This is a genomic window from Psychromonas sp. KJ10-2, assembly GCF_047323255.1.
Lineage (GTDB): Bacteria > Pseudomonadota > Gammaproteobacteria > Enterobacterales > Psychromonadaceae > Psychromonas.
The window spans coordinates 1,765,189-1,788,952 of the sequence record NZ_CP178827.1 but is presented as its reverse complement, the minus strand read 5'-3'; the positions used below and the strand labels follow the sequence as shown (position 1 = coordinate 1,788,952).

Annotated in this window: 22 protein-coding genes, 3 tRNA genes and 2 pseudogenes; 12 read left to right on the top strand and 15 right to left on the bottom strand. The window is 39.3% G+C overall.

Annotation, left to right across the window (positions count from 1 at the left end):
* Positions 1-51: 51 nt before the first annotated feature.
* The 8 genes and pseudogenes from ACLKL2_RS08610 to ACLKL2_RS08575 all read right to left on the bottom strand — a co-directional run bounded on the left by ACLKL2_RS08610 (position 52) and on the right by ACLKL2_RS08575 (position 8,204).
* Positions 52-816: a phosphoadenylyl-sulfate reductase gene (locus ACLKL2_RS08610; protein ID WP_113820541.1), complete on the bottom strand. Its 765-nt coding sequence runs from the start codon at positions 814-816 to the stop codon at positions 52-54.
* Positions 809-2,497, bottom strand: coding sequence for an assimilatory sulfite reductase (NADPH) hemoprotein subunit (gene cysI, locus ACLKL2_RS08605; RefSeq protein ID WP_113820540.1), 1,689 nt, complete (start codon positions 2,495-2,497; stop codon positions 809-811). Before cysI ends, ACLKL2_RS08610 begins: the two co-directional genes overlap by 8 nt.
* A pseudogene (locus ACLKL2_RS08600) lies at positions 2,497-4,289 on the bottom strand (assimilatory sulfite reductase (NADPH) flavoprotein subunit). The gene cysI and the pseudogene ACLKL2_RS08600 overlap by 1 nt, the downstream one beginning before the upstream one ends.
* A 246-nt stretch (positions 4,290-4,535) precedes the next feature.
* Positions 4,536-5,147, bottom strand: a complete 612-nt coding sequence (locus tag ACLKL2_RS08595) for a TIGR04219 family outer membrane beta-barrel protein (protein WP_113820538.1) — start codon at positions 5,145-5,147, stop codon at positions 4,536-4,538.
* A gap of 29 nt (positions 5,148-5,176) precedes the next feature.
* The gene (locus tag ACLKL2_RS08590; protein ID WP_413694076.1) at positions 5,177-5,632 is read right to left on the bottom strand and encodes a copper chaperone PCu(A)C; all 456 of its coding nucleotides are present in this window, start codon (positions 5,630-5,632) and stop codon (positions 5,177-5,179) included.
* Positions 5,629-5,838, bottom strand: a complete 210-nt coding sequence (locus tag ACLKL2_RS08585; protein WP_113820536.1) for a hypothetical protein — start codon at positions 5,836-5,838, stop codon at positions 5,629-5,631. Before ACLKL2_RS08585 ends, ACLKL2_RS08590 begins: the two co-directional genes overlap by 4 nt.
* Before the next feature lie 148 nt (positions 5,839-5,986).
* Entirely contained in the window at positions 5,987-6,487 is a 501-nt protein-coding gene (ilvN, locus tag ACLKL2_RS08580) for an acetolactate synthase small subunit (protein ID WP_113820535.1), read from the bottom strand.
* Entirely contained in the window at positions 6,480-8,204 is a 1,725-nt protein-coding gene (locus tag ACLKL2_RS08575) for an acetolactate synthase 3 large subunit (RefSeq protein ID WP_113820534.1), read from the bottom strand. The genes ilvN and ACLKL2_RS08575 overlap by 8 nt, the downstream gene beginning before the upstream one ends.
* Before the next feature lie 444 nt (positions 8,205-8,648).
* On the opposite strand from ACLKL2_RS08575, the gene prfB reads away from it, so the two are divergent.
* The 4 genes from prfB (at position 8,649) to ACLKL2_RS08555 (ending at position 13,034) form a co-directional block, all read left to right on the top strand.
* On the top strand, positions 8,649-9,746 hold the full coding sequence (gene prfB, locus ACLKL2_RS08570; RefSeq protein ID WP_413694075.1) for a peptide chain release factor 2: 1,098 nt from the start codon (positions 8,649-8,651) through the stop codon (positions 9,744-9,746).
* Positions 9,747-9,808: 62 nt separating this feature from the next.
* Complete coding sequence (gene lysS, locus ACLKL2_RS08565) at positions 9,809-11,326, top strand: lysine--tRNA ligase (protein ID WP_113820532.1); 1,518 nt, start codon at positions 9,809-9,811, stop codon at positions 11,324-11,326.
* Between the two features lie 528 nt (positions 11,327-11,854).
* Complete coding sequence (locus ACLKL2_RS08560; RefSeq protein ID WP_413694074.1) at positions 11,855-12,163, top strand: hypothetical protein; 309 nt, start codon at positions 11,855-11,857, stop codon at positions 12,161-12,163.
* A 109-nt stretch (positions 12,164-12,272) separates the two neighbouring features.
* Entirely contained in the window at positions 12,273-13,034 is a 762-nt protein-coding gene (locus ACLKL2_RS08555) for a DUF6969 family protein (protein WP_413694073.1), read from the top strand.
* Positions 13,035-13,080: 46 nt separating this feature from the next.
* On the opposite strand, the gene ACLKL2_RS08550 is transcribed toward ACLKL2_RS08555, so the two are convergent.
* Entirely contained in the window at positions 13,081-13,542 is a 462-nt protein-coding gene (locus ACLKL2_RS08550) for a GAF domain-containing protein (protein ID WP_413694072.1), read from the bottom strand.
* 174 nt (positions 13,543-13,716) lie between these two features.
* Between ACLKL2_RS08550 and ACLKL2_RS08545 the strand changes: the two genes are divergently transcribed.
* The 4 genes and pseudogenes from ACLKL2_RS08545 to ACLKL2_RS08530 all read left to right on the top strand — a co-directional run bounded on the left by ACLKL2_RS08545 (position 13,717) and on the right by ACLKL2_RS08530 (position 16,739).
* Complete coding sequence (locus ACLKL2_RS08545; protein ID WP_113820549.1) at positions 13,717-14,013, top strand: EF-hand domain-containing protein; 297 nt, start codon at positions 13,717-13,719, stop codon at positions 14,011-14,013.
* Between the two features lie 488 nt (positions 14,014-14,501).
* Positions 14,502-14,753 carry a hypothetical protein gene (locus tag ACLKL2_RS08540; RefSeq protein WP_413694071.1) on the top strand — a complete coding sequence of 84 codons (252 nt, stop codon included), beginning with the start codon at positions 14,502-14,504 and terminating at the stop codon, positions 14,751-14,753.
* Positions 14,754-14,857: 104 nt separating this feature from the next.
* The gene (locus tag ACLKL2_RS08535) at positions 14,858-15,943 is read left to right on the top strand and encodes an ATP-binding protein (protein WP_413694070.1); all 1,086 of its coding nucleotides are present in this window, start codon (positions 14,858-14,860) and stop codon (positions 15,941-15,943) included.
* Between the two features lie 114 nt (positions 15,944-16,057).
* Positions 16,058-16,739: pseudogene (locus ACLKL2_RS08530) on the top strand (response regulator).
* Positions 16,740-16,806: 67 nt separating this feature from the next.
* Here ACLKL2_RS08530 and rplI read toward each other — a convergent pair.
* Genes rplI through rpsF form a run of 4 tightly spaced genes read right to left on the bottom strand, consistent with a single transcriptional unit; the run spans position 16,807 to position 18,219 of the window.
* Positions 16,807-17,259: a 50S ribosomal protein L9 gene (rplI, locus tag ACLKL2_RS08525; protein ID WP_113820526.1), complete on the bottom strand. Its 453-nt coding sequence runs from the start codon at positions 17,257-17,259 to the stop codon at positions 16,807-16,809.
* A 16-nt stretch (positions 17,260-17,275) separates the two neighbouring features.
* Complete coding sequence (gene rpsR / locus ACLKL2_RS08520; RefSeq protein WP_113820525.1) at positions 17,276-17,503, bottom strand: 30S ribosomal protein S18; 228 nt, start codon at positions 17,501-17,503, stop codon at positions 17,276-17,278.
* A gap of 9 nt (positions 17,504-17,512) precedes the next feature.
* A complete protein-coding gene (gene priB, locus ACLKL2_RS08515; RefSeq protein WP_113820524.1) occupies positions 17,513-17,818 on the bottom strand; it encodes a primosomal replication protein N in 306 nt (101 codons plus the stop codon).
* Positions 17,819-17,826: 8 nt separating this feature from the next.
* Positions 17,827-18,219, bottom strand: a complete 393-nt coding sequence (rpsF, locus tag ACLKL2_RS08510) for a 30S ribosomal protein S6 (protein WP_113820523.1) — start codon at positions 18,217-18,219, stop codon at positions 17,827-17,829.
* Between the two features lie 309 nt (positions 18,220-18,528).
* Here rpsF and ACLKL2_RS08505 point away from each other — a divergent pair, with 309 nt between their 5' ends.
* Positions 18,529-19,773 carry a DUF481 domain-containing protein gene (locus tag ACLKL2_RS08505; protein ID WP_413694069.1) on the top strand — a complete coding sequence of 415 codons (1,245 nt, stop codon included), beginning with the start codon at positions 18,529-18,531 and terminating at the stop codon, positions 19,771-19,773.
* 82 nt (positions 19,774-19,855) lie between these two features.
* Here ACLKL2_RS08505 and rlmB read toward each other — a convergent pair whose 3' ends face one another.
* Both rlmB and rnr read right to left on the bottom strand, forming a co-directional pair.
* Positions 19,856-20,596 carry a 23S rRNA (guanosine(2251)-2'-O)-methyltransferase RlmB gene (rlmB, locus tag ACLKL2_RS08500; protein ID WP_413694068.1) on the bottom strand — a complete coding sequence of 247 codons (741 nt, stop codon included), beginning with the start codon at positions 20,594-20,596 and terminating at the stop codon, positions 19,856-19,858.
* A 46-nt stretch (positions 20,597-20,642) separates the two neighbouring features.
* Positions 20,643-23,159: a ribonuclease R gene (gene rnr / locus ACLKL2_RS08495; protein WP_413694067.1), complete on the bottom strand. Its 2,517-nt coding sequence runs from the start codon at positions 23,157-23,159 to the stop codon at positions 20,643-20,645.
* Between the two features lie 208 nt (positions 23,160-23,367).
* Between rnr and ACLKL2_RS08490 the strand changes: the two genes are divergently transcribed.
* The 3 genes from ACLKL2_RS08490 to ACLKL2_RS08480 all read left to right on the top strand — a co-directional run bounded on the left by ACLKL2_RS08490 (position 23,368) and on the right by ACLKL2_RS08480 (position 23,688).
* Positions 23,368-23,444: transfer RNA gene (locus ACLKL2_RS08490), tRNA-Arg, on the top strand.
* Positions 23,445-23,508: 64 nt separating this feature from the next.
* Positions 23,509-23,584: transfer RNA gene (locus ACLKL2_RS08485), tRNA-His, on the top strand.
* 27 nt (positions 23,585-23,611) lie between these two features.
* Positions 23,612-23,688 (top strand) — tRNA-Pro (locus ACLKL2_RS08480).
* Positions 23,689-23,764 lie beyond the last annotated feature (76 nt).

Here is a 23,764-nt window from a genome sequence, read left to right as displayed (position 1 = left end):
AAAAACCTCTAACAAGGTAGAGGTTTTTATGGTCGAGAAACCAGGGCAGTATTAAATACCACTACCTTGTTCTTCGATAGGATCTTCGTGTAATCCACATTCTCGTTTTAAACCAAAGAAGCGAGTCTCTTCTTCGGTCATACCTAGCTCTAATGGACGAGAAGTTTGTACATCACCTACTGATACGTAACCTTGTTCCCATAGCGGGTGGTAACTTAGGCTATTCTCTTGTAAGTAGTAATGAACCTCTTTATTTGTCCAATCTATAATCGGTAAAAACTTAAAGCAATTATTTTGAATGCTTAGTACGGCTAAATCCTCACGGCTTGAAGATTGTGAGCGACGTAAGCCTGAGAACCAGGTTTTAGCGTTTAGCTCTTTTAAAGCACGTTTCATTGGCTCTACTTTGTTGATCTGGTTGTATTTGGTTAACCCATCTACACCTTGTTCCCAAAGTTTACCAAAGCGAGCTTCTTGCCACGCTGGGCCATGCTCTGCTTTATAAATCTTTAAGTTTAAATTTAACTGTTCTGTTAAATCATCAATGAATCGATATGTTTCAGGAAATAAGTAGCCTGTATCAGTCAAGATGATTGGTGTGTCGACTTTTACACTGGTGATCATGTGTAAACAGACGGCCGCTTGAATACCAAAGCTTGATGATAAAACAAATTCACTTTCTAAATTGTCGATCGCCCATTGAACGCGTTGTTGCGCGGTCTGTTTTTCTAATAACTGATTAACTTCAGCCAGAGCAGCAGTCTGCTCGGCTTTAGATAATGTTAATAGATGGGCAAGATCTAACGTGTTAGGCATAAAAGTCCCTAGCTGCTACAACTACTTCAGCAATAATGCCGGCACGGATGACAAAGTCTCCGAAATCTTCATCTTGATTACGTTCTTTTGCCCAACGGCCGATTAATTCATCTAATGTACTTACGATTGTTGCTTCGTCGATATTTTCTGCGTACATCTTAGGAATACGAGTACCAATTTTGTTACCGCCTAAATGCAGGTTGTAACGACCTGGTGCTTTACCCACTAAACCTACTTCCGCCAACATTGCACGACCACAGCCATTTGGACAGCCTGTGATACGTAGAATGATGTGATCTTTAGGGATATTATGTTTTGCTAATAAACCTTCAACATCGTCTGTTAAGCCTGGTAGGTAACGCTCAGCTTCTGCCATCGCTAATGGACATGTTGGTAAAGATACACATGCCATTGAGTCCATACGTTGGTCACTGGTGTTATCATCGATTAAGCCACATTCGCGAGCTAATTTTTCAATGTTGTCTTTTTCTGCTTCCGGTACGCTTGCGATCACTAGATTTTGGTTCGCTGTCATGCGGAAAGTACCTTGGTGTACTTTAGCAATTTTCACTAAACCTGATTTTAATGGCTTACCATCAAAGTCTAGGATACGGCCGTTTTCAATGAACACAGTTAGGTGCCATTTGTTATCGATACCTTTTACCCAACCGATACGATCTCCACGCTCTGTGAATTCGTAAGCACCTGGTGCTGCGAAGGTAATACCTGCACGTTTTTCAACTTCTTTTTTGAAGGTTTCAATACCGTGTGTTTCTAGTGTGTATTTAGTACGAGCATGTGAACGACTAACACGACCACCTAGGTCACGCTGAGTTGTTACCACTGCTTCAGCCACTTCCATCACTTTGTCTACTGGGATGAAACCAAAGTCATCACCTAGACGTGGGAAGGTCGTTTTATCACCGTGTGTCATACCTAGACCAGCACCTACTACTACGTTGTAACCAGTGATCTTGTTATCTTCAATGATGGCAATGAAGTTAAGGTCATTGGCATGGATATCCACATCGTTGTAAGGTGGTAATGCCACTGCAATTTTAAATTTACGTGGTAAGAAGATGTTGTGATAAATCGGCTCTTCTTCTGTATCTAATACTTTTTCACCATCTAACCAAATTTCAGCATAAGCGTTTGATTTTGGTAGGAAGTGTTCACTGATCTTTTTAGACAGTTCGTACACTTCTGTGTGTAACTCAGATTGCTCTGGGTTAGAGGTACAAATCGTATTACGGTTAACGTCACCCGCAGTAAAGATAGAATCGATGTTCGCTTTGAATTTCAATTCTTGGAATACTGATTTTAAGTTACGTTTAAAAATACCGTGGTATTGGAAAGTTTGACGCGTGGTAATACGGATACTACCAGCATCAGTTAACTCTTCAGCAATACGGTCAATCTCTAACCATTGCTCAGGTGTTACAACACCACCAGGTAGACGCGCACGTAATAGAAATGAGTAAAGCGGCTCTAGTTTTTGTTGCTTACGCTCAGCACGGCGATCACGGTTATCTTGTTGGTATAAACCATGGAACTTAACAAGTTGCACTTCATCAGGATGGAATGAACCTGTTGTTGTATCGTTAATACCTTCTACTAAGTTACCGCGAAGATAATTACTTTCAATTTTAATGCGTTCGTTGTCGTGTAATTTCTGGCTCATTAGTAAACATCCCTTTGGTAGCGTTTTGCTTGGCGTAATTCTGTTAAGTATTCTTCTGCATCTTCAAGGCTTAATTTACCTTGCTTACTGATAATTTCGATAAGTGTTGTTTGTACGTCTTTAGCCATGCGATTTGCATCACCACAAACGTAAAAATGAGCACCATCTTGTAACCATTTGAACACTTCAGCTGCGTTCTCTTTTAAACGGTCTTGTACGTAGATTTTTTCTGCTTGGTCGCGAGAGAAAGCTAAATCTAATTTAGTTAATAGACCTGATTTCAGGTAATTCTGCCATTCAACTTGGTATAGGAAATCTTCGTTAAATGTTTGGTCACCAAATAATAACCAGTTTTTACCCGTTGCATCCGTTGCTTCACGCTCTTGCATGAAAGCGCGGAATGGTGCGATACCTGTACCTGGGCCAACCATGATCACTGGTGTGTCTGGGTTAGCTGGAAGACGGAAGTTGTGGTTATCTTCGATAAATACTTTGACCTCTTCACCTTCTTCTAAACGGTGAGATAAGAAAGTAGAAGCACTGCCACCACGTTGTTGGCCGAGTTCGTTATCAAATACTACTGCACCAACAGTTAAGTGAACTTCTTCTTCCACTTCTGTTTGGCTTGATGCAATTGAATATAAACGTGGGCTGCTTCGGCGCAATAATGCAACGAAGTTTTCTTCTGTTACTGGGTCATTACCTTCTACTGTTACTACATCAACAATTTGATGTGTATTAGCAAAGTCACGGCATGCGTTTTTGTCTTCTGCTAATGCCAGTAGTTCTTTATTTTCAGTTAATGCTGCGTAACCTTCGATAAAGCCTGGTGTGTACCCGTTAGCTCGAACTCTTCAATTAATGCATTTTTTAAGGTAATCGTTTGCTCACCTAGTGTGATCTCTTTATCCGCATCTAAGCCTAGTTTAGCAATCAGTTCATCAACCATTGCTTGATCGTTCTTAAACCATACACCAAGCGCATCACCGGCCGTGTAGTGTAAATCTGAGCCTTCTAAATCGATTTCGATATGACGCACATCTTTAGCTGATTCATTACCAGTGATTTTCTGGCTAGTTAACAGGCTTGCAGAAAATGGGTTTTGCTTGTTGTATTTGTTTGCAGCCGCTGGTGAGCTTGATGCTACTGCTGCAGTTGTTACACCTTCTTTTTGCAGTGTTGATTCAACTGCGTCTAATGCTTTATCAAACCAAGCTTGTGTTACTTCTTGATAATCTACATCGGCATCTAAACGTTCAGTGATGATTTCACCACCTAATGCTGCTAAACGCTCTTCGAAGTCTTTACCTGTTTGACAGAAGAATTCGTAGCTTGAGTCACCTAAACCTAATACTGCAAATTTTAAATCTGCCAGTTTTGGTGCTTTTTTAGACGCTAAGAATGCATGTAGGTCGATAGCATCATCCGGTGCTTCACCTTCACCGTTTGTGCTTGCCACTACAATCACATGACTCTCATCTTTAATCGCTTTAACTTTGTAATCAGCCATTGAGATAAGTTGATTTGGGATGCCACGTGCAGCTGCTTGTTCTGCTAACTCTTGTGCAACGCCTTTTGCGTTACCAGTTTGTGAGCCGACTAAAATAGTTAAGCTTTGTCCTGCACTTTGTGTAGGAGCTGCTGCAGCTACTGGGCCTTGGCTTACGCCTGCTAGGTAACCACTAACCCATGCAGTTTGTACTGCATCTAAGCCAGCTGTTGCTTGTTGCAATTGAGCCAGTTGTGACTCAGATAAAGGCGAAGTTAAAGCCGATAAATTGTTAAGTGCCATGAAGTAATTTCCGCTATTACATTAAGATATGCGGAGTTTACGCGAGGTTATCTAGTCTACGAAAGAATAAAAGTTACTCTTTTATAACTAAATGGCATTTAAAGTGTAGGGGTAATAATCATTATCATTTAGGTGGTTTTTAAGGTGCTAAATATGGCTTTTTTCATCCTTTTAAAAGAAAAAAGCCATTAAGAATACGTTCTTAGTGGCTTTATAAAAGTGGTTTTATTTATTATCAAGCACTGTTTAGAAGTGTACTTCTACGCCTGCAAATAAACCTTTTACTTCTTGTGTACTGTTGGTGTGGTTAAGGTCTAACTCTTGTAGTTTATAACCAACACGTGCAGATACATTAACAAAAGGTGAGTCTGGGTTAAATGTGTAAGCCAAACCAATTTCAGTATCTAGGTAATCATCACTGGTTACAGATCCTGCAATGATTTCACCAAAGGCATGCATGCTTACACCTGGTACATGTACTTTAGCAGCACCGTAAGCCTGTGCAATTGAAGCGCTTTCGTTAAAACCATCAGCATCTGTGTAAGCCACACCTAAATCAACTTCTACTAGGTCATTATCTAAAATTTCGTAGTATAAAATAGCGTTTTTTGCTTGGCTATCTTCAGTTGTAAAGTCATCATTTTGTAAATCAGAAAACTTGATTTTACCATTTGGGATAAGTGGAATGAAATGTTCAAATGCAATGTAACCTGAGATGTTATTTGAACGATCTGACTGGCCTTGGTATGTTGTTTCGTTAGTATTGTAATCAATACCCGCATAAACACCTAAGAAATCAGCCATTGCTGGCATGCTCATTGTAGCTGCTACCGCAGCGGCTAAAATTTGTTTTTTCATAATAGGAAATTCCTTTGTGATCTCAATTATTATTGGTGTTTAGTATCTGCTGTTTTGTGAGACATTGTAATTTTTTGTATTGGCGCAGTGATATCTATTGCATCTCCATTATCAAAATAGAGTGTAATATCAACACTGTCACCGGCAACCAAATCATTTTTTAAACCTAAAAACATGACATGATAACCACCAGGTTGTAATTGTACACTATTATGCCCCTTTATGAGTATAGACTCAACTTGGCGCATTTTCATTAATCCTGCTTCACTAATGTGTGTATGTAGTTCTACGCGATCTGCTATGTCACTGCTGACAGAGACTAGTTTAACACTCTCTTCACTCTGGTTGTCTATCGTTAAAAAAGCTGCACTGTTTTTAACATGTGGTGGGGTTGCTCTAACATATTGATCAGTTACAGTTAATTCTGCAGCTAAACTATTTAGTGAAAATAAGAGAGAACAAATAACTAAACCTAAACGACTCATGATTTTTCCTTATCATGCTTAAAGAAGTAATAATAAATAAGATAGCCGAGTAGTATCCAAATACCAAATTTAAATAAAAAAGAAAGTGCGCCAACTAAGATAAAACAGGCAACCATAATAATGGCAATGACCGCTAAGCTTAGTACGGATATACCAAACATAAAAAGTACAAATGCGGACATTAGTAATGCAAAAAGCTCAAACATTTGAATCTCCTATAATAGCAAATAGACCATTTCATATATTGCTGCTGATTGATATTAGGCCGGCATATACAAAAAATGCAAAGTACAGAAACTATACTTTGCATTAATTATACTGATTTTAATGTAAATTACTTCGGGACTTTGTCTATTAAGCGCGTAAAGACTTATCACCGCGAGCAATACCACATACACCAGAGCGAACGATTTCTACTATTTCGCTACATTCATCCATTGTTGCTACGAATGCATCTAGCTTGGAGCCTGCACCCGTTAATTGGATAGTGTATAAGTTTTGTGTGATATCAACGATTTGACCACGATAAATATCACTGGTGCGTTTCACTTCTTCACGTGCTTCAGGGCCTACTGTACGCACTTTTAATAGCAACAATTCACGTTCAACATGCGGTGTTTGTGTTAATTCAGAAACACGTAGCACATCGACTAGCTTGTGTAATTGCTTCATCATTTGTTCAAGTGTTGCATTATCAACTACGTCAGTCGTGATGGTCATACGTGACAATGTGTTGTCGTTGGTTGGTGATACCGTTAATGATTCAATGTTATAACCACGTTGTGCGAATAAACCTACAACACGTGCCAGTGAGCCTGATTCATTCTCAATTAATACAGAAATAATTCTACGCATCAGTTTGCTCCGTTTTGCTTAGGTACATGTCTTCCATACTGCCGAATTTAACTTGCATTGGGTAAACGTGCTCTTCTGGGTCAATGGCAACATCTACAAACACAACACGTTCTTTTAATTCAAAGGCGCGTGTTAGTGCAGGCTCAAGCTCATCAATAGTATCTACTTTAATACCAATATGGTTGTAAGCTTCTGATAACTTAACAAAATCAGGTACACTATCCATATAAGAGTGAGATTGACGACCACCGTAGAACATTTTTTGCCACTGTTTTACCATACCTAATGAACGGTTATTTAATAGTAAGATAACAACAGGAATGTTGTATTGCATACACGTTGATAACTCTTGAATATTCATTTGAATAGAGCCATCGCCAGTCACACAAACCACAGGGCGGTCTGGGTGTGCAATTTTACAGCCCATTGCTGCCGGTAAGCCAAAGCCCATGGTACCTGCACCACCAGAGTTGATCCATTGGCGAGGTTCTTTGAATGGGTAGTATTGTGCCGCAACCATTTGGTGCTGGCCAACATCAGATGTCACAATCGCATCACCCTTGGTTACCTTGTATAAACACTCAATAACTTGTTGTGGTTTGATATGCGTATCGCATGTTTTATAAGCTAGGCAATCTTTCGCGCGCCATTCATTAATTTGATCCCACCAAGCGTTAATATCATTGCTGTCATTCATTGCGTTAGTTTCATCAATCAGATCTAACATCTGTTGTAATACCACTTCAACGCTACCTACAATCGGTAGGTCGGCATGAATATTTTTTGAAATTGATGTAGGGTCAATGTCAATGTGCATAATTTTTGCGTTTGGACAGAATTTATCTACGTTATTGGTTACTCGGTCATCAAAGCGCGCACCACATGCAAAGATTAAATCTGCATTGTGCATTGATTTATTCGCTTCGTAGGTACCGTGCATACCTAACATACCGATGAATTGCTCGTGTTCACCAGGGAATGCACCTAGACCCATAAGCGTATTGGTTACTGGTAAGTTGAGTTTTTCAGCCAGTTGTAATACTTGTTTTGACGCATTGGCAATGATTGCACCGCCACCTACGTATAAAACAGGTTTTTTAGCGCCGACTAAGGCGGAAACTGCACGTTTGATTTGTCCTTTATGACCACTAAGTGTTGGGTTATATGAACGCAAGCTAACACTTTCAGGGTATTCATAAGGGAATTTGTTAAGTGGGTTTTGTACATCTTTTGGTAGATCAATAACTACCGGGCCAGGTCGACCTGTTGATGCAATGTAAAACGCTTTTTTGATCGCCTTTGGAATATCTTCCGCAGTACGACAAGAGAAACTGTGTTTTACAACTGGGCGTGAAACACCAATCATATCCGTTTCTTGGAAGGCATCGTCACCAATCCAAAAAGTAGGTACTTGACCAGATAAAACAACTAATGGAATTGAATCCATGTAAGCTGTTGCGATACCAGTAATACAGTTTGTAGCGCCAGGTCCTGCTGTTACTAATACACAGCCAACTTTACCTGTTGAACGTGAATAAGCATCTGCCATGTGTACAGCAGCTTGTTCATGACGTACTAAAAAGTGTTCAATTTCATCAGATTGAAAGATTGCGTCGTATATATCTAATACTGAACCGCCAGGGTAACCAAAGATATGTTCTATACCTTCGTCCTGTAGAGAGCGCACTACCATTTCTGCGCCTGAGAGCATTTCCATGAGTTGTATCCTTATACAATCGGTTAATTGCGTCGTTTTCTACCTGTATCGGGTAGAAGCGAACCTTGTGTCAATAAGCCATCAACGTTACGTTAATGAGGCACTAACTTTACGTTAATAAAATTAAAATGCATCCTAATATTGCTACTTTTTGGTCTTTTTTGTTGACTTATTTGTGGTCTAACAAGTTTTTAGCGATGAACCGGTGAATTTGCTTTGACTTTGTTGGTTGCTTGTTTTGCCTTGTTAGCTACTTTTTATAAACCAAGTCGCTGTTTTAAGCGTATTAGTTAGCTATACAGGGGACTTTGTTATTACTTTTCGCTGATTCCTAGAGTGTGTTGATATCAAGCGCAGACAAATTCTTATTGTTCCCTATTTATTTACACAATAATTGGTTAAAATTCGGCTCTTTTTATTAATAAAATAATATAGTGAGTATTGATGTTTGAAGTAAACCCAATCCTTAATCAACTTAAAGACCTAACTGAGCGTGCTGAAATGCTTAGGGGTACCTTTGACTATGACGCTAAACTAGAGCGTTTAGAAGAGGTAAGTCGAGAGTTAGAGTCATCGGAAGTATGGAATGATCCTGACTATGCACAAGCTTTAGGTAAAGAGCGCAGTAGTCTTGAATTAGTGGTTAAAACTATTGATGCCTTAACAGCCGGTACTGACGATATTGAGATGTTGGTGGAAATGGCTGTTGAAGAAAATGATCAAGACACCTTCGATGAAGCGATTAAAGAAGCCAACGATCTTGAGAAGCAATTAGAAGTACTTGAATTCCGTCGTATGTTCTCAGGCAAACAGGATGCATGCTCTTGTTATCTTGATATTCAATCAGGCTCGGGCGGTACAGAAGCACAAGATTGGGCCAACATGCTACTGCGTATGTATTTACGTTGGGGCGAAGCTAACGGTTACAAAACCGAATTAATGGAAGCTACACCAGGTGATGTGGCTGGTATTAAAGGGGCTACGATCCGTTTTAGTGGTGAATATGCTTATGGTTGGTTGCGTACTGAAACAGGTGTACATCGTTTAGTACGAAAATCACCGTTTGATTCATCGGGTAAACGTCATACTTCATTTGCTTCTGCATTTATCTATCCAGAGATTGATGACAACATCGATATTCAGATTAATCCTACAGATTTACGTATTGATGTATATCGAGCGTCAGGTGCGGGTGGTCAGCACGTTAATACAACGGAATCAGCGGTACGTATTACCCATACACCGACCAATATTGTTGTACAATGTCAAAATGACCGTTCACAACATAAAAATAAAGATCAAGCGATGAAACAACTGCGCGCTAAACTCTATGAGCATGAGTTACAGTTGCAGAATGCTGAAAAACAGATCAACGAAGATGGTAAGTCAGATATTGGTTGGGGAAGTCAAATTCGTTCTTACGTACTAGATGACTCGCGAATTAAAGATTTACGCACCGGTGTTGAAAACCGCAACACACAGGTGGTGTTAGACGGCGATCTAAACAAATTTATTGAAGCAAGCTTAAAATCAGGTTTGTGATTTAACAATCAAGCTTGAAACAACAATCATTTTAAAAATTGAAGTAAAAGATAGGAACTATCATGTCAGAGCAAAACAAAGCAGAAGAACCACAGGTCGAGTTAAGCGAAATTCTAGCGCAACGTCTAACTAAATTAGATGCGATGCGTGAAAAGGGTCAAGCTTTCCCAAATGATTTCCGTCGTGAAAACATCTCTGACGATCTTCATAAGTTATATGATGCTAAGAGCAAAGAAGAGCTAGAAGAGTTAGCTGTTGAAGTTAGTGTTGCTGGTCGTATGATGACACGTCGTATTATGGGGAAAGCAAGTTTTGCAACCTTGCAAGATATGGGCGGTCAAGTACAAGTCTACGTTGCACGCGATAACTTAGCTGAAGGTTTTTACAACACTGAATTCAAAAAGTGGGATTTAGGCGATATCGTTGGTGCAAAGGGGGTTTTATTTAAAACTAAAACAGACGAGCTTAGTATTAAAGTATCTGAAATTCGCATCCTGACTAAAGCATTACGCCCGTTACCAGATAAGTTCCACGGTTTATCTGATACTGAAGCATGTTACCGTCAACGTTACCTTGATTTAATTGCCAATGAAGAGTCTCGTAAAACATTTATTTTACGTAACAAAATCGTTAATGCGATTCGTACTTACTTAAACGACCGTCAGTTTATGGAAGTAGAAACGCCTATGCTACAAGCAATTCCTGGTGGTGCAACGGCTCGTCCATTTGAAACATTCCACAATGCGTTAGACTTACCTATGTACTTACGTATTGCACCAGAGTTAAATCTTAAGCGTTTAGTGGTTGGTGGTTTTGAGCGTGTATTCGAAATTAACCGTAGCTTCCGTAACGAAGGTGTTTCAACACGTCATAACCCAGAATTCACTATGATTGAGTTCTACCAAGCTTACGCTGATTACATTGATCTAATGAACTTAACCGAAGATATGTTACGTACTATTACTGAAAATGTATTAGGTTCAAGCATCGTTAAATACGGTGAAGAAGAGTTTGATTTTGGTAAGCCATTTGTACGTTTAACGATGAAAGAGTCAATCCTAGAGTATAACGAAGGGATTGAAGCTGCTGAGTTAGACAGCATGGAAGGTTTAAAAGCGTTAGCTAAGCGTTTAGATATTCATATCAAAGATAGCTGGGGCGAAGGTAAAGTGTTAACAGAGATCTTTGAAGAGACGGCTGAGCACAAATTAATGCAACCAACTTTCATTACCGCTTACCCTGCAGAGGTTTCACCGCTAGCACGTCGTAGCGATGATAACCCAGATGTAACTGACCGTTTTGAGTTCTTCGTAGGCGGCCGTGAGTTAGCCAATGGTTTCTCTGAGCTAAACGATGCACAAGACCAAGCACAACGTTTCATGGATCAAGTTGCTCAAAAAGAGTCGGGAGATGATGAAGCAATGTTCTACGATGCAGATTACATTACTGCTCTTGAGCATGGTTTGCCACCAACAGCGGGTGAAGGTATTGGTATTGACCGTTTAGTAATGTTGTTTACTGACAGCCATACTATCCGTGACGTATTGTTATTCCCTCACATGCGCCCACAAGCTAAATAAGCTGATACTGGATATGAAAAGCGTTTATCGCTTTTGTTGACCATTTAAGCCTCGTTAATACGGGGCTTTTTTATGCCTGTAATAAATACCATTTGTAAGTTTTGTTACCCACTAACAGCAGTATTGATGTATCAGATAGCTATATCAGAAAATAATTGCTATTTATTTGCATTTAAAAATAGGGCGTGACCGTGATCACTGTGTGAATAAGAGGATGAACACTTTAATTTGTTGTTGTGATTGTTTTTTGATGTTTATGTCGTTTATTGAGCTGCTAAAATACTGATTTAATAGCAGTGATAATCTGTCATAAAAAAGCTTAATAATATTTTTTATAAATCATGTGCATTTGTTTTTTATCTGTGAGATATCAAGTATTTGATAACAACTTGATAAACTTGCATTTGTGATGACTTTTTCTGAAATTTTTAAATATAGTGCTAGGTCTTCTGAGAGGCAATAACGCATACCAAATAAGTGGCGCAGTTGTTGTAAGTGATTTTTAACTTAACCCTAAGGACAATGAAAATGAAAAAGATTTTAAAAAATAAACCTGCTGTTATCGCTGCTGGTATCGTTGGTGCTGTTTTAACTATTAATCCTGCTGTTGCATCTTGTGGTGCTTCATGTGATGCATTTTGTTCTCCATGCAAAGCTAAGTCTACAAAAGTTGTTAACCCTTGTGTCGCCGCCAATCCGTGTGCTGCACAGAATCCATGTGCCGCTAAAACCCCATGTGCATCCAAGAACCCGTGTGCAGCAAAGAACCTATGTGCCGCTAAAAATCCATGTGCAGCCAAGAATCCATGTGCTGCTAACCCTTGTGCTGCCAGTTAAACGTTATGCGTTGTAACAGATGATATGCTACCTGAGTGATGGTGTGATTGTTTTGCACCATTGCCTTTTTTCAATTACCTGTACTTTTAAATAATAAGGTAACGCTTATATGTCAACAAAAATTGGTTGGTCTGCCTGTGAAGAAGCCCTTCCACTCGAAATGCCTTCACTTGAGTATATTGATAATTTAGATGAGATGCTGGTGGCTGCACAAACCGTTAAGGAGTGCCATCGTTTATTAAATAAAGCGGGTATTAATGTGGTTAGTGAATTACTTAAGGGGCAGGGGACTTTTTATCAGTTAAACCATTATCCTGAACAAGATGTCTACGATGATGAGTCTCACTGTCAATATTATTATCATAATCACAGAGGCGTAGAAGGGGAGCATGGGCATTTTCATACTTTTATACGCTCACCTGCTATTCCTGAGTCTATTCAACCTATGTCAGGTTTTATGCAGTCTGAGCCTTGGCCGTCAGGAGAGGATGCGCTAGCGCACTTTATCTGTATCTCCATGGACGATGAAGGGTTTCCGGTTGGGTTATTTACCACTAATCGTTGGGTTTGTGCACAAACTTGGTATTCAGCTGAAGATACGATTGCTTTGCTTGATCGTTTTTATATTGATCATGCTTATCCTAACCTAGTGGTAAACCAGTGGATCACAGCGATGTTTGTGTTATTTAGACCTTATATCGTGGCGTTACTAACACATAGAGATAAAGTGATTGCCTTAAAACAAGCTGAAAATCCAGAGGTAGATGTACTAGAAGATCGTGAGTTAGATGTAACCGGTTCATTTACGATTACAATTGATCAGTGGGTTGCACAATTAACGGCGTTAATGAATATTGATATTGCTTTGTAATAAGGTGCATCAAATACTGAATTGATGCACCTTATTAAGTATTTACTTAAAAATTAAGCTTATCTTGTATTTGCTCTACAAAGTGAATTAAGCCTGCTTCATCTATTTCAGTAAAACGTTCTGTAATAGGGCTATCAATATCTAATACCGCTACTGTTTTACCCTGTGAGTTAATCGGTACAACAATCTCTGATTGACTTGCTGCATCGCAGGCAATGTGTCCCGGAAATTCATGTACGTCAGCGATACGTTGTGTGCTATTGGTACTGAATGCTTTCCCACAAACCCCTTTATCTAATGCAATACGGACACAAGCGACATTACCTTGGAAAGGGCCTAATACTAGTTCCTCTTCCTTATAAAGGTAAAAGCCTACCCAATTAATTTGGTGTAAGTTGCTATTAAGTAACGCACTTAAATTAGATAGGTTGGCAATCAGATCTTTTTCATCTTCGATCAGTGCAACGGCCTGTTTTGTTAATGACTGATAGTCAGCTAATGTTTTCATTTATACCTACTCTATACGTGAAATTATTGGCTTAGTATCAGGCTTTATTCTCTCAAATAAAATAGATAGTTAAATGAAATACCTGTTTTTTCAAATTATTTTCTATTTTGCACAGTATTTGCACATTCTGTTGTTATTGTCCTTGCGAAATTTAAACCTGATAGGATTTTTGAAATGAAAAATAGTTCAAACATATTACTAGCTTTAGTTATGTCTGTAGGTGTTATGAGTCAAAGTTATGCTGCCAGTTCTGATCAAGACCGACCTGAAGGCGGCCCTCAAGGTGGTCCACCACAATTTTCTTCTGTTGATACTGATGGTGACGGCGAACTTACTTTCGATGAATTTTCTGCTCAAGAGATCCCACACGGTGATCACCAAACTGTGTTCGATGATATGGATTCAGATGGCAACGGTGTAGTGAGTGAAAATGAATTTACTAGTTTTAAACCGCCTCGTCCGCAGTCTTAAAATTAATGATATTGCGAACATTCTGTTCATGACCTTAGTGCATGTCGATTCGTTATATCAGCAACAGATTTTCTAAACATAGATTTTTCTAAGCTTAGAAATAAAGGTACTTTCCAATTCGACCTTAACGGAAAGAAATAATAATAACAATAACCCAACTATATGATAAAAGAGCATAAGATTCTGGTCATGTAACAGTAAGCTAACAATAAATAACGATATTTATGTTAGCTTATATAAGTGGGACTCAAAGTGGGTGATTTGATTTATACTATTTTGATACAGGTAGTATGAATTATTAAATAAACCCGTTAGCGTATCTATCATGCTAGCGGGTTTAGTTTTTCCGATATTGTATTACTTCACTTTTAGCTTCTCTAACTCGTCGTATCACCTTTCAGTGTGTTATTAAAATATCAGTGCTATTTATTGTTAATGTTACCGAGATTAAAGGTACAATATTCATCACATGAGCATGAGAACCCTGCATGAAAATACATAATAAATTATTCCTCGTCTTCTTCGGCTTCAGTCTTGTATTAGTAACTGCGTTAGTTTTATTAATACAATGGAGTATTGGTAAAGGTATTATTGAATATGTGAATAGTAAAGAGGTTGAAGCATTAAAGCCCTTAGTGGCAGTGCTTGAAGATGAATATAAAAAAATAATAATTGGCAAAGTATACAAAATAGAAATAGGCATTTTGGACATTTATTATTTCTATATTCGCAAGGTTTAGACCCGCAATCTCAAGCTTCTACTTATGAGGCAAAACCAAATAGTAGGTTACCAAGAGCTGAGGGATTTGCCCCGCCACCAAGAAGGCGCCGTCCCCCGACTGATTTGAACGAAGGTTTTGCTGTTTTTGATGCTAATGACGCGCTTATCGTTGGTCATTATATCAAAGGCATTGATTATAATAGAATTGCAATCATGACTGATAAAGTGAATGTAGGGTGGTTAATGATCCCTAAGCATAAACAAATCACCGATGGTTATGAGTTAGACTTCATTAAACAACAACGAAGTTATCTTTGGTTAATTGCATTGATCACTATGGTGCTGGTTATTCTAATTACATTGCCATTAGCAAGACACCTTGCTGAGCCGATTAAAAAAATCATACTAGGTATGCATAAACTCACCCAAGGCGACTATCAACAGCACGTAGATGTAAAGCGAAAAGATGAATTAGGTGAGTTAAGCCGAGATTTTAATGAATTAGCACTGACACTTTATGAAAATGATAGTGCGCGTAAGCGTTGGTTAGCAAACATCTCCCATGAATTACGCACACCAGTCGCTATTTTAAGAGGTGAGTTAGAAGCAATCTTAGATGGTGTAAGAGCATTAGAGAAACAGAATATCGAGTCAGCGAATGATGAAGTTAAGCACTTACAGCATTTGATTGATGACCTGCATTTACTGACCAGTGCGGACATTGGTGGCATGCATTACCGTAAACAAAGCCTCGACGTGGGCCTGTGGCTAGAGTCGGAAGTGCCTAAATATACCAGCTATCTTGCCGCCGCTAATATTAAACTTGAGCTTGAGAAACAGTCTGGTGAGTTTATTGCTTTTGTTGATCCAACACGATTATGCCAACTGTTTGAAAATATCATGAATAACTGTATTAAATATTCGATAGCTAATTTAGTGAAATTATCATGGGCAGTTATCACTCATGATCAGCAAAAATATTTACAAATTACAGTGGAGGATAATGGCGTTGGTGTTGCTGAGCATCATCTACCCCATCTTTTTGAGTCGCTATATCGTGTCGAGAATTCAAGAAATAGACAAACTGGTGGCTCTGGGTTGGGGTTATCAATTTGTTCGCATATTGTGAGTGCACATCAAGGTAATATTAAAGCTGCTAAGGCTAAGTTAGGTGGATTAGCGGTGATCATCGAATTGCCTTTAGAATAGAATGGCAGTTTGCTCTGTATGAAGGCTAATATACTAATATCCGCTTATTTAACCCTAATTTTACCTAGCTAAAGTTAGGCTTGTCTTTATTGATGTTATTTATAGGAGTTGCCTGTGGCCAATTCAATTTTAATTGTTGAAGATGAAATAAAATTAGCGAACCTACTCGCTGATTATTTCAAATTGACTGATTATGAACCACATTTAATTGATCATGGTGACCTGGTGATTGATTGGGTAAAAACACATCAACCCAGTGTTATTTTATTAGACCTTATGTTGCCTGGCACTGATGGTATTACGTTATGCAAAGCGATTAGAGCCTTTTCTGATGTGCCTATTCTGATGGTTACCGCAAAGGTCGATGAAATTGATCGCTTACTTGGCTTGGAACTAGGGGCTGACGATTATATCTGTAAGCCTTTCAGTCCTAGAGAGGTGGTGGCGAGAGTTAACACTGTCATGAGAAGGGTGAAAAATAGTCATTCAGTGACTTCTCACTGGTTTTTCGCTTGATGAAAATCGTCTTGTCGCTATTTTTAATGGTACTGAATCATCATTAACTTCGGTTGAGTTTCAACTGCTTAAACGTTTAGCCAATAAACCTAGTCGTATTTTTACCCGTGAACAGTTAATGCAAAATATGTATTCAGATGATCGTATTGTGAATAACCGTACTATCGATAGTCATATTAAAAAGTTAAGAAAGAAGTTGATTGATATTAGTCAGGGAGAAGATTTGATTCAATCGGTGTATGGGGCGGGGTATCGTTTAGTTTTACCTGAGCAGTTATAGTTTTCTGTAGATAAAAAAATACCCGCTCGAGAGCGGGTATTTTTATCACATCAAAGTGTTTAACTGATTACTCAGCTTCAACAACTTCAAGGTTGATAACTGCAGTTACATCAGAGTGTACTGTAACAGTAATCTCGTAAGAACCAGTTAAACGTAAAGCGCCTTCAGGAAGACGAACTTCACTTTTAGCAACTTCTACACCAGCAGCAGTGATTGCATCAGCAATATCACGTGTACCGATTGAACCGAACAGTTTACCAGCATCACCAGCTTTAGAAGTGATAACAACCGCTTCTAATGCAGTAAGAGCTTCACCACGTGCTTGAGCAGCAGCTAGGTTAGCAGCTTGCTTAGCTTCTAGATCAGCACGACGTGCTTCAAAAGCTTCTAAGTTAGCTTTGTTTGCTGGTACAGCTTTTTGCTGTGGGAAAAGGAAGTTACGTGCGTAACCTGCTTTAACGTTTACTTTATCGCCAAGTTTACCAAGGTTAGCAACTGTATCTTGTAGGATAATTTCCATAATCTATAGCTCCTATTTACTTGTGTAAATCTGTGTATGGTAAAAGTGACAAGTAACGTGCACGTTTGATTGCGCGCGCTAGTTGGCGTTGGTATTTTGCACTTGTGCCAGTAATACGGCTAGGTACGATTTTACCACTTTCAGTGATGTAGTTTTTTAATGTAACAACGTCTTTGTAATCAATCTCAACAACATTTTCTGCTGTGAATCGACAGAATTTACGACGGCGGAAGTAACGAGCCATGGTAGTTCCTTAAATTTGTTCTATGTACTGAGCATGTAACACCAATTTACCAAGATTACTCTTGCTTTGGTGGTAAGTGATAAAACCACTTACTTTAATTTGCATGCCTTTCGATAATTTATTTTTCAACTGACTTGCTAATGGTCCACTTGTGGCAATTGGCATATAGCACATTGCATTCCGTGGTAATCCAGCTTCTTCTTGCACTGAACGATGTTCTATCGTCAGGTTACAGTGTTCAACGCCACTTGGGCTAATTTTATGTATCGGACTTTCGGTCACAATACCTGTAAGTTGCAAAAAGTTATCAGTCACTCAGTTTCTTATGCTTCAGCTTCTGCTGGTGCAGCTTCTGCTTCTGGGCGCGGAGCACGAGGAGCACGTTCAACACGCTCTTCTTTTGCTTTTGCTACTACAGATGCTTCAGTTACAGCAGTTTTAGTACGCATGATCATGTTGCGGATCACAGCATCGTTGAAACGGAAAGCAGTTTCCAGATCGTCGATTACTTTTTGCTCAGCTTCAATATTCATAAGAACGTAGTGTGCTTTGTGTAGTTTGTTGATTGGGTAAGCCAGTTGACGACGGCCCCAGTCTTCTAGACGATGAACAGTACCTGCTGCTTCAGTGATAGCAGTAGTGTAACGCTCAATCATACCATTAACTTGTTCACTCTGATCAGGGTGAACCATAAATACGATTTCATAATGACGCATATAAAAATCGCTCCTTACGGGTTAGTAGCTTCATAAGTTGGCTCAGCCGTACCAAATAGAAGCAAGGAACAAAAAGGGTGGCTGATTTAAGGCGGCAAATTGTACATTCTGCAATCAAACTGCGCAAGCAATAAAGCGAATATATTTTAAACTTTATGACTGAACTTTTCGAATTGGTTTGTATCTATTACTAGGCAAGCTAAAATAACTATTTACATACTTATCAAAGAGTCGATTTAATTGAATTCTCTACCCGTTTACATTCTGATAGCTAGCTTAGTGGCAGTGAGCGCCAATGCATGGTTTTTCATGGACTCGTTTCAAGGAGAAGACGCGGAGCCTAATAAAAAAGAAGAGGTAAAAGAACAAGAAACTGTGGTTGACCCCGAAGTGGTGGTTCTACAACAAACACCCATCCCTAAAGAGGAATCTGAGTCGCTGTTAGTGACTGCAACACAAGCTCAGGCTAAAAAGCAGATCGATGCGCTAAAAGCACAACTCGAAGCTGAAAAATTAAAAAACCAACAAGCATTAGCCGCCCAGCAAACACAACAGAGTAAATTAAATTACTTACAATCAGAAAATGAACGCCTGTTTGATCAGGTGTCTACGTTAGATAACCAAGTCAACATACAAGAGTCTTATCTTGCTGAAAGTTTAAAGCGAGAACAGCGCTTAAATGAAACACTGCAAAAGCAGTTATTACAGAAAGCGAGCATTACGAGTTCGCCGATCGACAACATTAAATCATCCATTGATCAACAACCGGATTTGTTAAAAACTAAAAAAGATAGCAGTGGTAAGGAGGCTATTTCAGATGCTGAGTTTATTGATGTCGCAGTGCAAACCAATAATATCAAAACTGATGTTGTTGATGGTAATGAGCCAGTAAACGAAGAGGAAAAACGTTTTAGTGGGGCAGTGGAGTTTGGCTTTAATTATGACCAAGATATTGATGTCACTAAAAGTGCTGATGGCCGCTTAATTTTAGATTATAACGTGACCGATAATTACAACATCAATAATGATATTCAATTTGAATTTGAAGATGAAGAAGATGAGGATACAGATAATGACTGGCGTTGGCAGCTTCAAGGTAACTACAGTTTAGACCTGGTAAATTCTTTATTTTTACGTAGTGATATTCAGCGTAGCCAATCTGCATCTTATGAAAAAGAGGACACCTTTACTGTAGGGCATGGTCATGTTTTCTTTAACGAAAACAACCATAAATTTAACACAGAGTTTGGCCCTGGTTATAAAGTGGCTGAGCCTAACGACGGTGAAGATGAAGTCTCGTATAATGAATTCATTGTTCGAACTAAATTAAACTATGAAAGGATTGTCACTGAAAACTTACAAGTGACGTTAGAAGGAACCTTTGAGTTAGGCCATAAAAACAGTGTGTATGAAAGTGAATTTAAAATACAAAATAGAATCTATCAGGAGTTATATTTAATTTTTGATATTAACTATAAGTATAATCAAAATGTACCTGATGATACTGAGAATGACGAATTATCCACTGGTTTTAATTTACAGTATGCATTCTAAATAACAGACGCTTAACCGCCATAAAAAAGGCCTAGTCATATTGTTATGACTAGGCCTTTTTTATTTATTTTAATACCAATGATTAGCGGCGTTGGCGTACTACTTCAAATAAGCAGATGCCTGTGGCTACTGATACGTTCAAACTTGAAACGGCACCTGCCATTGGTAGTTTGATTAATTCATCGCAATGCTCGCGTGTTAAGCGGCGTAAACCTTTACCTTCAGCACCCATCGCTAAAGCCATACCACTTTCTAGTTTACAATCGTAAAGGCTTTGTTCTGCTTCACCTGCTGTGCCGTAAATCCAAATACCTTTATCTTGTAAGTTACGCATTGCACGGGCTAAGTTGGTAACATGTATCAATGGAATTGATTCCGCTGCACCACAAGCCACTTTACGTACAACAGGCGTTAAGCTTGCTGAGTTATCTTTAGGGATGATCACTGCATGCACACCAGCGGCTTCTGCACTTCGTAAACAAGCACCTAAGTTATGTGGGTCAGTGACACCATCTAGAATTAATAGAAACGGTGGCATATCTAAGTTAGCTAAAATAGGCTCTAAATCATTATCGGTAAGCACTTTCATTGCTTTTACTCGTGCCATGATACCTTGATGCTGCTCTCCATCTGATTTCTCATCTAATGCTTTACGTTGCATAAATTGAACTGATACACCCCAATCTTTAGCTTTATTCAGTACATCATTTAAACGTTCGTCATCACGTCCTTTTAACGCGTAAATCTCAATAACACGTTCAGGTTGCTTTTCTAATAGGGCATCAACGGCATGCATACCGTAAATAATTTCATTTTTACTCATTTTTATTCTCTAATATTTAATATGTTTAATCTCTGATTAGGCTTTATTACACCCTAATCAGATTTTTTAGCTTTATTACGTGCACGTTCTGCGCGACCAGGTCGGCTTTTTTTGGTGCTAGTCGTCTTTTTCTTTTTAGATGATGGGGTGTTTTTACACCTTGTTTCACCGGGCGTTTCTTTTTCGGCGTTGCTTTTTTAGCTGCCGGCTTCTTCGTTTCTATAGAGCCTTCTTGCAGCTTTTCACGTTCGGACTTGGGTGCTGCTTTTTCGCCAGTTGAACGCGTTGCTTTACTACGTGCTCTTTTATCAATAGGGCGGTCAGATGATTTTCTTGGTGAAGGTTTACGGCCACGCGTGCGTTGACCCGCTAATGCTTCATCAGCGAGTTCAAAATCAATCTTTTTATCATCTAGGTTAACCGATAGTACTTTAACCTCTAATACATCACCAATGCGATAAACTCGACCGGTGCGCTCACCAGTTAAGGTTTGTTTACCTGCATCAAATTGGTAATAATCAGAAATTAATCCAGTGACATGTACTAAGCCGTCAATATGAATGTCATTTAAGCGAACAAAGAAACCAAAGTTAGTTACTGCCGCAATAGTACCGATCATTGTGTCGCCAATATGATCCTGCATATATTCACATTTTAAGGCATCGGCTACATCACGTGTTGCATCGTCAGCGCGACGCTCGGTCATTGAACAATGCTCACCAAGTTGGCTAACTTCATCATATTGATAGTTATAACCACCGGTTTCCGTCCATTTTGCTTTTAACTGATTATTTTCTTGGTGTGCAACTAGGTATTTAATTGCTCGGTGTAAAATAAGATCAGGGTAACGACGAATAGGCGAGGTGAAATGTGCGTACTCTTCTAATGCTAAACCAAAGTGTCCTAAGTTATCACCTTGGTAAACTGCTTGTTTCATTGAGCGTAATAGCATGGTTTGCAGTAGTTCTTTATCATCACGTTCTGCGAAGCTTTCCGCTAAATCTGCATAGTCACGTGGTGAAGGCTTTTCGCCACCTTGTAAGGTTAAGCCTAACTCTCCTAAGAATGAACGGAAGTTAGCTAGCTTTTCTTCACTTGGTGTTTCATGAACACGGAATAAAGCGGCAGCATCGGCAGAGCCAATGAAACGCGCTGAAGCAACGTTCGCTTGGATCATACATTCTTCGATGATTTTATGTGCATCGTTACGGACTAACGGCACAATTGAATCGATTTTACGTGCTTCGTTAAATAAGAAGCGGACTTCTAATGTTTCAAACTCCATACCACCACGAATGTGACGCGCTTTTTTGAAGGCTTTATAAAGGTTCTCAAGTTCTTCTAAGTGTGGCACTAATGGTTTGTATTGCTCACGTAATGGCTGATCACCTTCTAAAATAGAAGCCACTTTAGTATAGGTAAAGCGCGCATGTGAATTCATAACTGCTTCATAGAATTTATAATCCGTTAAATGGCCATCTTTAGAGATAACCATTTCACTGACCATACATAGGCGGTCTACTTTTGGATTGAGCGAACATAAACCGTTAGACAGTACTTCCGGTAACATTGGAATGACTTGGTCAGGGAAGTAAACAGAGTTACCACGATTTACTGCTTCTTTATCTAATATCGTGTCTTTACGCACATAATAACTTACATCCGCAATAGCTACCCATAAACGCCAGCCGCCATTCGGCTCTTTTTGACAAAAAACAGCGTCATCGAAATCACGTGCATCTTCACCGTCAATAGTCACTAATGGTAAGTCACGAAGATCAACGCGTCCTTTTTTAGCCTCTTCGGGTACAAACTCACCGTAATGCTCAATCTCTTTATCTAACCCTGCTGGCCATTCATGTGGAATGTCGTGAGTACGTAAAGCAATTTCCACTTCCATTCCTGGTTCCATATCTTGGCCCAGTACTTCTGTTATTTTACCTGTTGCTAAAAAACGTGCTTTAGGACGCTGTACTATTTCAACCACCACGATTTGTCCGTGTCGCGCTCCGCCGTTATTTTCTTTGCTAATTAATATCTCTTGATTAATGCGAGAATCATCAGGCACCACTGAGCCCATTCCATCTTCAACAAAATAGCGACCAACGATGGTTTCTTTACGTGCTTCTAATAAACGCACAAAGCGTGCTTCAGTTCGGCCACGTGAATCTACTTTTACGGGCTGTGCGAGAATAGTGTCACCGTGGAATAAAAAACGCATTTGATGATTAGGTAAAAATAGGTCTTTGCCATCATCTGCTGTTTTTAAGAAACCAAAACCATCTTTATGGCCAATAACAACACCAGTGGATAGATCTAACTTGTCAGGTAACCCGTAGGTCGCGTTTCGGCACCAAACTAATTGGCCATCACGTTCCATTGCTTTTAAGCGGCGACGTAATCCTTCCGCTTCTTCATCACTTGATAATGAGAATGCTTTAAACAAAGCATCACGAGTGATTGGTTTTCCATGTTTTTCGATAAATTGTAAAATGAATTCACGGCTTGGTACGGGATGTTCGTAAGTTTGTGATTCGCGATCTAAATTTGGGTCTAATGTCATATATGAAACTCTTTGTAAGGCAATTAGTGAAAGTATATCTGAAAATAGATAAAAGCTTTGAATTAATGAAGAAAAGGCTGATTTTTTTGTTTTTTAAGCAGATTGTACATCTATTGAGCAAGTAAACCTATTTTATTAAAAAAACTATAAAAAAGACTAGACAGCTTTTGCAGGGTTCAGTATTATCCGCGCCACGCTAAAGACGTGAGCATCCGTAGCTCAGCTGGATAGAGCGTTGCCCTCCGGAGGCAAAGGCCACAGGTTCGACTCCTGTCGGGTGCGCCATTACTTCGAGAGCAATAGTTTGAAAGAAAGCTCGGAAGTAAAGAAAGTCTTTAGATTGTTAGTGGCGGATGTAGCTCAGTTGGTAGAGCCCCGGATTGTGATTCCGGTTGTCGCGGGTTCAAACCCCGTCATTCGCCCCATCTTTTCTTGATGTAAAACTAGATACTCGGTGATTAGCGCAGCTTGGTAGCGCATCTGGTTTGGGACCAGAGGGTCAGAGGTTCGAATCCTCTATCACCGACCACATATAGAAAGGCCGTAACATTGCAAAATGTTACGGCCTTTTGCATTTCTGAAGCCTGTAGCATTTATGATGTTAC